Source organism: Paraburkholderia sp. Ac-20342 (assembly GCF_017104985.1).
Classification (GTDB): domain Bacteria; phylum Pseudomonadota; class Gammaproteobacteria; order Burkholderiales; family Burkholderiaceae; genus Paraburkholderia.
This window is the reverse complement of record NZ_JAAGPQ010000018.1, coordinates 62,834-74,110: the sequence shown is the minus strand read 5'-3', so window position 1 is coordinate 74,110 and position 11,277 is coordinate 62,834. Positions and strand designations below refer to the sequence as shown.

The window sequence follows — 11,277 nt, the reverse complement described above, 5'->3', positions numbered from 1 at the left end:
CATTGCCGCATACCGGCAACACCGAAGCGCGTTCCTTCAATCGAACTCCGCGCGCAATTCGCTTTTCAGCGCCAACAAGCCCTGGGCGTGAAGACCCAACGCATTCTTCAGTCGTCCTGTAAGTTCGATCAGGCGCTCGAGCGAAGCATTGCACTGTTTGCCGGCCTTGCGGGCAAGGCGCAGCACGCTCGTATGAATCGCCTGTTTCAGCGCGGCGTGCAGCTTCTGATAATCGACGGCCACGACTTCGCGCAGGCTTCCGTCCGTCTCGGGATACGCGAGCACGATGCTCTCGAAACCCACCGCCTGATCGAGATCGAGGGTCACGACCGTTGCCTCGTTTGCGATGATGTAATCGGCGAACTGCGTGTTCGCCTCGCGCGAAAACGCCTCGTGAATCGCACGCGACAGGCTCTCGCGGATCGCCGGCACGTCACGTTCCTCAGCATGCTGTTCGAGCAATGCCGGCAACGTCGGCAGAATGCCGCGCCATACGGCGTTGACGATCCGCTCCTGCTGTCGCTCGAGCAGATCGCGCGCCGCCTGCGATGCCGCATCCAGCTCCGCGAGCAGCGGCAGCACTTCGCCGCATAACTTGCCGAGCACGTTCTCTTCCAGATGGTGCAGCACTATCTCCGCCCGCTTGCGCCGCTTGTAGACGAGCGCCGGCTCGGTGATGGAAAGCAACGCCGCGTACAGCCGTTCGAATCCCGCTTCGCTCAAGGCCGGCGGCGTCTCGCCCTGCATGCGTGCCGTGTACGCGGAGATCGACACGGGCCGCTTCAGCAACGCGGCATCCACGTCCATTTCCACGAGCTTTTGCCGCGCGCGCGCTTCGACGTCGGCCTCCTGCAGCGCACGGCCCTGCGCCGTCTTGTTGCACAGAAGCTTAACGATCTCGCCGTCGACTTCGTCTTCCTCGTACACGTCACTGCGTGTCACGACCGGCAGCAGCGGCTTGTTGCGATGCAGTTCGCGGCCCAACTCGTCGAGCTCCTGCACTTGCCCCGGCGACGTCGAACTGGTCAGCCAGATCACCGCATCGGCACTGTCGATAAAGCGCTGCGTCAGCGCCGCATTGTCCGGCGTCACCGAGTGCAAGCCGGGCGTGTCCAGCAAGACGAGCTTTTCGCCGAGACGCACGCCTTGCAGACGCGACGTCGTTTCGGTCGCGCCTTCGCTGAAGCGCTCCGCCGTCTCGACGACGCGGCCCGCATCGACATGGAAATACTGCACGGCCTTGCCGTGCGCAACGAAGCGGTCCGCGAGAAAATTGCAGAACGAACTTTTGCCGGCGTTGAACTTGCCGAATACGAGCAGCAAGGCGTTCTCATCGAAGGAGTCGGCCAGCGCCTGGGCGGATTCCAGATCGGCCCATTGCCGGGCACACGCCTGCGAATTGTTTTGCAGTACGGCGTTGATGGCAGCCGCCTGAGCGGCCAATGCGCTCTGCTCTTTCAAACCATCGCCGGCGAGAAGATGGTCGTGCAGATCGGCGTTCAGCTTCGCCAGCCAGGCATCCAGCGAGTGCAGAATCTTGCCGATATCGCGCTCGACGAATTCGAACCCGTCGACTTCGGCGATAAAGCGCAGTTCGTTGCTCACGTCCGCTTTCATGCGCGCGCTTCCAGTGTGCGCAACGCGGCCGATGCCTGTTCCGCGGCGACGATCGCGGCTTGCGTTTGCGCGATCCGCCCGGCTAATGCGCGCCGGTCGTCGGATAGCTCGTAGTAGTGCGTGAACTCGCGCTGCATGCGTTCACGCCCCGCCGCTTCGCAGAACATCCTGCGCAAGTCCTTGCGGAATTTCACGGACACGCCCATCACGGCGATCATCACCGAATTCATGCGGCGTGAGCTCGTTTCCTGTTCCGGCGGCAAACCATCCACGCCGTGCCCGACCAGAAAACCATCCATTTCGATGCAGGCACGCGAGTAGGCAATCTGAATGTGCCCGCGCTCCACCTTTCCGGCGGTGATCGCATAAGCGTCCTGCGCGGAATCCGGTATCGCCGCGTGATCGGTGCCGAGCGCATTCAACATCGCCTCGATGTCGCCGCTCACCTTCTCGATGACCGCCTTCAGGCCCTGACGAAATTCGAGCGCCTGACGCTGCTGCGTTTCGCGCAGCGCAGCGAGCGTTGTCTCGTGCCCGGCACGCAGCGCGCGACATTCTTCGCGGATGTCGTCGAACACGAGCGCGACTTCATGTGCCCGCGCCTGCGGCACGCGCTCGAGCGCCGAGTGCAACGCGGCGCGCAGCGCGGGAATGCCGCTTTTCTCAAGCAGAAGCTGCTTGCCGCCTTCGAGCGCTTTGCGATTGCGCATCGACGAAACGACGTTCAGCTCCGTGCCCGGCGCCTGCTTGCCGATCGCCGTGCAGACTTTGTCGAGTTCGACCTCGTCGGCCAGCTGGTCGGCTTGCGAGAGCACGAAAAACGTTTGACGCCGCGTTCTCGCGCCGTCGGCATTCAATTCGGCGAAGAGCGCCGTTTCCTTTTCGTCGAGTTCGCCTTCCTTGGCGGCATGCACGAAGAGACGAATGTCCGACCTGAGCCATACCGCTTGCAGCGCATGGCGATCGTCGGCGGTACCCACGTCGGCGTCGAGCCCCGGCGCGTCGAGCCAGCGCACGCCTCGATGCACGTTATCCGCGAGGCTCACCGTTTCACGCCGGTCGGAAACCGCAAAGGTATCGCGGCCGATCAATTCGTTGAGCAGACTGCTCTTGCCGTGGTTGTATTTGCCAATGACGGTCACGACGGGCTCGTCGCCATCGACAAGGATGCGCAGCCGCGCCAGATCGTTGGCTCGATCGGGCAGTACGGCAAGGACATCGCGTGCTGCCTGCTCACGCATTTCACTGGACACTGTTGGCTCCCACCTCTTTATTGAACGTCGGGCGGCATGGCGTGGCATGCCGGCACCGATTTTTCGATAGTAATCTGACAGCGGCCGCGCACGAGGCAATGAACTCGCGCGCGCCGGGTAATGCAAGCGTTGAAGCGAACGTGGCTGCGAATGTGGCTGCAAACATGGCTGCAAACGCAGTGCGAACTTCGCTACGCCGGAAAAACAAGCGGCGACGCTCACGCGCCGCCGCTATGTCCCGCGTTAAGCCGCAGCCGAAGCACGCCGCCGGTTGACGACCTGGTTGTCCTTACCCTGGACCAGCGGCGTCAGCCTGACGTCGAACTGAATCGACTTGTATGCATCGCCCTTCAGACCCAGCGCTTCACCACCAGTCTTCTCGACAACAGGCGGAATCAGTTCTTCACGCGTCGCGTAGGCGAAGTCGTCCCAGATCAGCGGATCGCCTTCGATGTTGAACTGCGTCGTCAGCTTGCGGTGCTTGTCGTCGGTGACGAAGATGTGCACGTGAGCGGGGCGGTTACCGTGACGGCCGAGCCCGTTCAGCAACTGCTGGGTGGCGCCATGCGGCGGGCAGCCGTAACCGACCGGCATCAGCGTACGGAATTCGTATTTGCCGTCGGCGCCGGTTTTCACCGCGCCACGCAGATTGAACTCGCTCTGCGCGCCCGTCGGGTCGAAGTGCGAATAGAAGCCCTTCGAATTCGCGTGCCAGCATTCGACGACCGCACCCGCAACCGGCTTGCCGTCCGGACCCGTGACCGTGCCGTGAATCACGAGCGGGCCGGCGTCCTCGTCGGGGTTGATGTCGAGCTTCGACATGCCATCGCGCACCGGCGCGCCCGCGACATAGAGCGGGCCTTCGATGGTGCGCGGCGTGCCGCCGTCGAGACCGTCCTGTTTGTCGGCGGCATCCATACGGATGTCGAGATACTTCTCGAGGCCGAGGCCCGCGGCGAGCAGCGCCGCTTCGCCATCCTGACCGAGTTTGTTCAGGTAGTTGACGCCGGCCCAGACTTCGTCGGGCGTGATGTCGAGATCGTCGACGGCTTTGAACAGATCGCCGAGCAGACGATGAATGATCTGTTGAAAACGTACATTGCCGTTGCTGCCGTCGATATTCGATGCGGCCTTCAACAGGTCCTGCGCTTCCTTGCTCTGGAATACTTTGACGTTCATGATGACAGTCTCCATGTGTATCAGGGGAAATGGCTCAGTGCGGGTCCGCGCCCGGAGGAGCGGCCTGCTCCGCTGGCTCAGGCGTCGCCGTCGCGAATCGACGACGGGTGACGGCACAGCGGCGTCACCGAAATTTTCATGTACGGAAATAGCGGCAAGCCGGTCAGAATGTCGTGCAGCTCGGCATTGCTCTCTACATCGAAAATGCTGTAGTTCGCGTACTCGCCGGCAAGACGCCAGATATGGCGCCACTTGCCGCTGCGCTGCAGGTCCTGCGAATAGGCCTTTTCGCGCGCCTTGATTTCATTGGCGACATCGGCCGGCATGTCGGCCGGAATATTCACATCCATTCGTACGTGGTAAAGCATGGTCGGCACCCTATCGGTGGTTGTCGGGGTTATCGAGTGACTTTCAGCAGCCCGTCGCGGGTGAAACGCCTGAGCTTCGCTTCGTCCAGTTCGATGCCCAGACCCGGGCCATTCGGCACGGTCAACTCGAAGTCGCTGTAATCCAGCGGTGTGGTCAGAATTTCTTCGGTAATCAGCAGCGGCCCGAACAGTTCGGTGCCCCACTGCAGGTTCGCAAAGCTCGCGAACAGATGCGCCGAGGCGATCGTGCTGAACGCGCCTTCCAGCATCGTGCCGCCGTACAGTTCGATACCGGCGGCGTCGGCAATCGCGGCGACGCGCTGCGCGGCGAACAGACCGCCGCTCTGCTCGATCTTGATCGCGAACACGTCGGCCGCACCGCTCTTCGCGATCTCGAATGCGCTTTCCGGGCCTTGCAGGATTTCGTCGGCCATCAGCGCGACCGGGAAACGGCGCATCAGGCGCGCCAGCGCCACGACGGACGCAACCGGCTGCTCCACCAGTTCGCAGCCGGCATCGGCCAGCGCGGGAATCGCCCATGCCGCCTGGGTCGAGCTCCAGGCCATGTTGACGTCGACACGCACCGCGGCGCGCTCGCCCACCGCCTTCTTGATGTCGGCAACGTGCTTGATGTCGGTCTTGAGTTCTTTCGCGCCGATCTTCAGCTTGAAGATCCGATGGCGGCGAATGTCGAGCATATGCTCGGCCTCGGCGATATCTTTCGCGGTATCGCCCGAAGCGAGCGTCCATGCGACCGGCAGGCGCTCGCGGCGGCGGCCGCCGAGCAGTTCGCTGACCGGCACGCCGAGGCGTTTGCCGTGTGCGTCGAGCAGCGCGGTTTCGAGCGCGCTCTTCGAGAAGTGATTGACCTTGACCAGCTTGCCGAGATGCGCCATCAACGCCTGGATGCGCGTCGCGTCCTGGCCGAGCATGGCCGGTGCGAAGTAGGTGTCGATGGCAAGCTTCATCGCTTCCGGGCTTTCCGGGCCGTAGGCCATGCCGGCGATCGTGGTGCCTTCGCCGATGCCGACGATGCCGTCGCTGCAATAGACCTTCACGAGCATCAGCGTTTGCCCGTGCATCGTGGCAACCGAGAGCTTGTGAGGGCGAATCGTCGGCAAATCGACGAGGCAGGTTTCGATACGTTCGATCGTCGGAGTGGTCATGGCGGAGGCTGCTTCAGTGCGGTCACAGTGTGTGTTTTATACACGCGGCGTACTGAGAGCGTCCAATACTGTTCCAGTCGTTTTTCATACCTTGAAAGCATGGTATGGGCCGGAACGCCTGCTACTCTGGGGTTTCGAGATCGATCATATATTTCGGGTATCGAGATCCGGACGACTTTTCGCAGCCGTTCCAGTGGCTTCCCCCCTTCTCCGACAGGCTGAGTGCGGGTCGTCGAATCCATACCGCTCGCCACGAACAACAAAGGGTTACAGGCATGAAGCGCTGTAACCCTTGGTGGTTTTCCGAAGCAAAGTGCCGCAAGGCATCACGGCTTCATGTCGGACTCGCGTCGATTCGCGTACTTGCCGACCTCGCCGGAACGCTTCGTCCCGGCGAGGTCATGGGCCCGCTCAGGCGAGATCGAACCGGTCGAGGTTCATCACCTTGACCCATGCGGCGACAAAGTCGCGAAGGAACTTCTGCTGCCCGTCTCCGCTTGCATAGACTTCAGAGAGAGAGCGCAACACGGAGTTCGAACCGAACACCAGATCGACGCGCGAACCGGTCCACTTCACCTGACCGGTCTTGCGATCACGTCCCTCGAACGCATCCCGCTCCTCGGAGAGCGGCTTCCACTCTGTGTTCATATCGAGCAGGTTGCGGAAGAAGTCGTTGCTCAGCGTTTCGGGACGATCGGTGAAGACGCCCTGCGCATGCTTGCCGGCATTGACGTTCAGCACGCGCAGACCGCCGACCAGTGCCGTCATTTCCGGCGCGCTCAGCGTCAGCAGTTGCGCCTTGTCGATCAGCAGCGCTTCGGCCGGCAACGCGAACTTGCCCTTCAGGTAGTTGCGGAAACCATCGGCAACCGGTTCGAGCATGCCGACCGATTCCACGTCGGTCTGCTCCTGCGAGGCATCCATGCGGCCCGGCGAGAACGGCACTTCGACACTCTGGCCGGCCTTCTGTGCCGCCTGCTCGATACCGACGCCGCCCGCCAGCACGATCAGGTCCGCGAGCGAGACCTTCTTGCCGCCCGCTGCGCCGCCGTTGAACTCGCTCTGGATGCCTTCGAGCACCTTCAGCACCTTCGCCAGTTCCGCGGGCTGGTTGGCGTCCCAGTCCTTTTGCGGTGCAAGACGGATACGCGCACCGTTGGCGCCGCCGCGCATATCCGAGCCGCGGAAGGTCGAAGCCGAGGCCCACGCGGTCGACACCAGTTGCGCGACGCTAAGGCCCGATGCCTGGATTTTCTGCTTGAGCGCGGCAATGTCCTGCGCGTCGACGAGCGGATGATTCACGGCCGGAATCGGGTCTTGCCAGAGCAGTTCTTCAGCCGGCACTTCCGGGCCGAGGTAGCGCGAGCGCGGACCCATGTCGCGGTGCGTCAGCTTGAACCATGCACGCGCGAACGCATCGGCGAACGCATCCGGATTCGCCATGAAGTGGCGCGAGATTTTTTCGTAGGCCGGATCGAAGCGCAGCGAGAGATCGGTCGTGAGCATCGTCGGCAGCAGCTTTTTCGACGCGTCATAGGCATGCGGAATGGTTTCGCCCGCGTTCTTCGCGACCCATTGATGCGCGCCGGCCGGGCTCTTCGTCAGTTCCCATTCGTAGCCGAACAGGTTTTCGAAGAAGCCCATGCCCCACTTCGTCGGCGTGGTAGTCCACGTCACTTCGAGACCGCTCGTGATCGCGTCGCGGCCACTGCCGGTGCCGAAGCTGTTGCGCCAGCCGAGCCCCTGGTTCTCGAGGTCGGCCGCTTCGGGTTCAGGGCCGACGTTGCTGGCCGGACCAGCGCCGTGCGTCTTGCCGAACGTGTGGCCGCCGGCGATCAGCGCAACGGTTTCCTCGTCGTTCATCGCCATGCGCCCGAACGTATCGCGAATGTCGAAAGCCGCCGCGAGCGGATCGGGATTGCCATCCGGCCCTTCGGGGTTCACGTAGATGAGACCCATCTGCACCGCGCCGAGCGGATTCTCGAGATTGCGGCCTGCCTCGGCGCTCTGTGTCTGCGGGTCGGCAGCCGCACCCTTGCCATAGCGCAGATCGCCACCGAGCCAGGTCGTTTCCGCGCCCCAATAGACGTCGTGGTCCGGCTCCCACGTGTCCTCGCGACCGCCGGCGAAACCGAAAGTCTTGAAGCCCATGGTTTCGAGCGCGACGTTGCCGGTGAGGATCAGCAGATCGGCCCAGGAAATCTTCTGGCCATATTTTTGCTTGATCGGCCACAGCAGACGACGGGCCTTGTCGAGGCTGACGTTATCGGGCCAGCTGTTGAGCGGCGCGAACCGCTGCTGACCGCGGCCGCCACCTCCACGGCCATCGCCGGTGCGGTACGTGCCGGCGCTATGCCATGCCATACGGATAAACAGCGGCCCATAGTGACCAAAGTCGGCCGGCCACCACTCCTGCGAGTCGGTCATCAGCGCCGCGAGATCCTTCTTGACGGCAGCCAGATCGAGACTCTTGAATGCTTCAGCGTAGTTGAAGTCCTTGTCCAGCGGATTGGACTTGGTGGAATGTTGGCTGAGCAGGTCCAGTCGCAACTGCTTCGGCCACCAGTCGCGGTTGGTCGTGCCACTCCCGGCAGTATGCTTGAATGGGCATTTTGCTTCGCTTGACATGCGTTATCTCCTTCAACCGTGTTCAATGATTACCTACCCGGCCTCGGCCAAACTCCGGGTACCTTAGACATAATATTGGCTTCGGGTCGGCAACGGAAATTGACTTATTCGATTCGGGCGAGAGAAAAAAACTAACGCCGTATAGCTCGCTGCGCTGCCGTCGATCACACCTCGACATCATGCGCAGGCGTTGACTCTACGCGCAATTGGCCGATCGTGTTGCGAATACGTCGAGAGGCAGCAATCGGGCGCGGCTTTCCATGCGCAATCCCGGGCCAGTATAGGAAAGAGATTACTGCGCACGAGCGACAGCGATGTGTCAGGTTCGCAGCCGAGGCATTCAATTCAAATAGCCCGTACGCATAGAGCTCGATGGAAGTGCTTCGTGGACATCAGCCGTAGACGGTTAATTCACGTCCGGTTTTCATACGTGATGATTGGCGACAAAGACGGGCGACAAAAAATGTTGCAGACGCAAAATTTTTGCCAATGTCCGTTGCATAGCCGCGTTGCGGTTTGTGCTCGATCGACATCGCGTGCTTATTTATCGAGACAGGAAGATATGTAATGATCGCCGCCGCCAGATCAACACGGCATGCCCGATACGTTGCACAAGCGGACGTTTCGGCGACGCCACGGCGCACTACGCTTTCATTGGATCGATATGACCCACTTTCTGTTAGACATCCTTGTCAATCTCGCCCTGCTTGCGGGCGTGTCGCTCGCGTGCGGCCTGTACAACCGGCTCGGCGCCGGCGCCACGCTGAGTGGTCCGCGCGTGTTCGCCGCACTCGCCGCGATCGCACTTGTCCTCGATATCGTGCTGACCTTCGTCGTGTTCGCCGATGCGCAGAGCCGCTACGGGCAATTTTCACGAACGGCAACATTTTTCCAGCGCTCGGGCGCCTATGTGCTGGCGATCATGGTCGCGTTCGCATGGCACTACGTGGCACGCCGCCGACGCTCGACGAAGCTCGACGCCTGCAAGACGATCGTGATCTCCACGTCGCCGTATTCGGAATCGCGTCTGCGTATCTGAGCCGACGCGCCGGCCCGACGCACGCCGAGCGCCTTCGCCACGAGCAGGAACGGTCCTTGCGCATGCGGGCGCGGTCGGCTATAACTCCCGAGGACCGGGTTTCGCCGGTCGCGCCCGTCGCCTAAGCATTTGCCGCTGTATTGCACCAGCGCCGTTCAATCAGTTCATGGCAACTTATCCAACGAGGTACATCTTGGATCTTGAAACCGTACGTGTCTTCATCATGACCCGAGGCATCGACCTCGGCACCAAGGTCGTCGGGGCAATCGTCCTGTGGATCGTCGGCCGCTGGATCATCGGCCTCATCACCGGGCTGCTGCGCAAGCTGGTCGTGCGCAACGGCCGTGTCGATCCCACTCTCGCTCACTATCTCAGCTCGATTGTCGGCGCCTTGCTGAACCTGCTGCTCGTTCTTGCGATCCTGCAGATCTTCGGCGTACAGACCACTTCGTTCGCGGCCTTGCTCGCCGGTCTCGGTCTCGCGATCGGCACGGCATGGGGCGGTCTGCTCGCGCACTTCGCGGCCGGCATATTCATGCAGGTGCTGCGGCCGTTCAAGGTCGGCGATTTCGTCACCGCGGCCGGCGTCACCGGCACGGTCACGGAACTGGGTCTGTTCGGCACCACGATCGTGACGCCCGACAACGTCACGACGATCGTCGGCAACAACAAGATCTTCTCCGATACGATCTCGAACTACAGCGTCTTGCCGGTGCGCCGGGTCGAGCTGACGGCGAAGATCGCCAATGGCGTCGACCCGGCCGATGCGATGGCGCGCCTCAAAGCGGCCGTGACGAAAATTCCCAATGTCGTCGAGAGCCCCGCGCCGGATATCGAGGTATTGAGCTTCACGCCGGAAGGGCCTTTGCTGTGCGTGCGCCCTTATACGTCGAACCAGAACTACTGGCAGGTCTATTTCGACACGAATCGCGCGATCATAGAGACCTTCAAGGAAGCCGGTTATCCGACGCCGGAAACGCCGCTGGCGCCGCGCGCAGTCACACGCGATTGATCGGAAAAGGCGACGGGCGCGCAGACAGGAAATACGGCTTCAGTACAGCAGGCACCATGAAAAAGGGGTCGCTAAACTAGCGCCCCCTTTTTCATGCTCTGATTCATGCCCCGATTTTCATGCCCCGATCCGTACCCCGAAACGGGCCGGCACTATCACCCGATACCGGTATGCGGATATCGCCTCACCTCAGCGGTTACTCGCATTCGCGCCATTCTTGCGCAGCATCTTCCACAGGCCGCCGAGCACGACCGGCACGATCGCCGCGCCGATACCGACGAGCACGATCACGTTCAGATACTGACGGATGAACGGGATGTTGCCGAAGAAGTAGCCGAGCAGCACGAGCAGCAGCACCCACGACAGCGCACCGATGACGTTGAAGAACTGGAACCGGCTCCACGTCATCGTCGAGGCGCCCGCGACGAACGGCGCAAAGGTCCGCACGACCGGGATGAAGCGTGCGAGCACGATGGTCTTGCCGCCGTGCTTCTCGTAGAAGTTGTGCGTCCTCTGCAGCGCGGCGCGATCGAGAAAGCGCTCGAGCACCGGAATATGCGAATTGAACACGCGCGGCCCGATGGCGCGCCCGATCAGATAGTTGGTGGTATTGCCGGTGACCGCCGCGATCAGCAGCAGCAGGATCAGCGCGCCGAGGTTCATCTGCCCGGTCGCGCAGAAAGCGCCGCCGATGAACAGCAGCGAATCGCCCGGCAGAAACGGCAGAACGACGAGCCCGGTTTCGGCGAACACGATCAGGAACAGCACCGCATAGACCCAGGCGCCGTACACGTGAATGAAGTCCCCGAGAAACTTGTCGATGTGCAGGACAAGGTTGACGAAATGTAGCAACGTATCCAAGGAACGTCCTTTATCGAGCGAATATGAGCGTGGAAAAACGGCCGCCGCGCGGCCTGCGGAGAGAGCCGGCATGCAGTATCGCAAACCGTTGCGAATTGACCGCGACATGATACATAAAGTGCCTCGGCGCGATTAAAAATCTGCCGCACCGGGC

At 61.9% G+C, this 11,277-nt stretch carries 10 protein-coding genes; 2 read left to right on the top strand and 8 right to left on the bottom strand.

The features are described from left to right. Positions 1–36: 36 nt before the first annotated feature. The 7 genes from G3N58_RS10145 to G3N58_RS10115 form a co-directional block, all read right to left on the bottom strand. On the bottom strand, positions 37–1,617 hold the full coding sequence (locus G3N58_RS10145) for a dynamin family protein (protein ID WP_205999084.1): 1,581 nt from the start codon (positions 1,615–1,617) through the stop codon (positions 37–39). Next, complete coding sequence (locus tag G3N58_RS10140; protein WP_167284237.1) at positions 1,614–2,870, bottom strand: GTPase; 1,257 nt, start codon at positions 2,868–2,870, stop codon at positions 1,614–1,616. The genes G3N58_RS10145 and G3N58_RS10140 overlap by 4 nt, the downstream gene beginning before the upstream one ends. Positions 2,871–3,113: 243 nt before the next feature. Next, positions 3,114–4,049, bottom strand: coding sequence for a catechol 1,2-dioxygenase (gene catA / locus G3N58_RS10135; protein WP_167036086.1), 936 nt, complete (start codon positions 4,047–4,049; stop codon positions 3,114–3,116). Between the two features lie 77 nt (positions 4,050–4,126). Continuing rightward, positions 4,127–4,417, bottom strand: coding sequence for a muconolactone Delta-isomerase (gene catC, locus G3N58_RS10130; protein WP_167036084.1), 291 nt, complete (start codon positions 4,415–4,417; stop codon positions 4,127–4,129). 29 nt (positions 4,418–4,446) lie between these two features. After that, positions 4,447–5,583, bottom strand: coding sequence for a muconate/chloromuconate family cycloisomerase (locus G3N58_RS10125; protein ID WP_205989660.1), 1,137 nt, complete (start codon positions 5,581–5,583; stop codon positions 4,447–4,449). 411 nt (positions 5,584–5,994) lie between these two features. Next, entirely contained in the window at positions 5,995–8,211 is a 2,217-nt protein-coding gene (gene katG / locus G3N58_RS10120) for a catalase/peroxidase HPI (protein ID WP_205999083.1), read from the bottom strand. Between the two features lie 392 nt (positions 8,212–8,603). Continuing rightward, positions 8,604–8,855, bottom strand: a complete 252-nt coding sequence (locus G3N58_RS10115; RefSeq protein ID WP_167036078.1) for a hypothetical protein — start codon at positions 8,853–8,855, stop codon at positions 8,604–8,606. Between the two features lie 20 nt (positions 8,856–8,875). Between G3N58_RS10115 and G3N58_RS10110 the strand changes: the two genes are divergently transcribed. Then, positions 8,876–9,250, top strand: a complete 375-nt coding sequence (locus G3N58_RS10110) for a hypothetical protein (RefSeq protein WP_167036075.1) — start codon at positions 8,876–8,878, stop codon at positions 9,248–9,250. Positions 9,251–9,443: 193 nt separating this feature from the next. After that, entirely contained in the window at positions 9,444–10,262 is an 819-nt protein-coding gene (locus G3N58_RS10105; protein ID WP_167036072.1) for a mechanosensitive ion channel family protein, read from the top strand. Positions 10,263–10,451: 189 nt separating this feature from the next. Here G3N58_RS10105 and G3N58_RS10100 read toward each other — a convergent pair whose 3' ends face one another. Beyond that, the gene (locus G3N58_RS10100; protein WP_205999082.1) at positions 10,452–11,123 is read right to left on the bottom strand and encodes a VTT domain-containing protein; all 672 of its coding nucleotides are present in this window, start codon (positions 11,121–11,123) and stop codon (positions 10,452–10,454) included. Positions 11,124–11,277 lie beyond the last annotated feature (154 nt).

What these genes read in the sequence shown, in the direction of transcription:
- catC (WP_167036084.1), bottom strand. Translation starts at nt 4,417, where the DNA reads ATGCTTTACCACGTACGAATGGATGTGAATATTCCGGCCGACATGCCG.
- katG (WP_205999083.1), bottom strand. Translation starts at nt 8,211, where the DNA reads ATGTCAAGCGAAGCAAAATGCCCATTCAAGCATACTGCCGGGAGTGGC.
- G3N58_RS10110 (WP_167036075.1), top strand. Translation starts at nt 8,876, where the DNA reads ATGACCCACTTTCTGTTAGACATCCTTGTCAATCTCGCCCTGCTTGCG.
- catA (WP_167036086.1), bottom strand. Translation starts at nt 4,049, where the DNA reads ATGAACGTCAAAGTATTCCAGAGCAAGGAAGCGCAGGACCTGTTGAAG.
- G3N58_RS10145 (WP_205999084.1), bottom strand. Translation starts at nt 1,617, where the DNA reads ATGAAAGCGGACGTGAGCAACGAACTGCGCTTTATCGCCGAAGTCGAC.
- G3N58_RS10125 (WP_205989660.1), bottom strand. Translation starts at nt 5,583, where the DNA reads ATGACCACTCCGACGATCGAACGTATCGAAACCTGCCTCGTCGATTTG.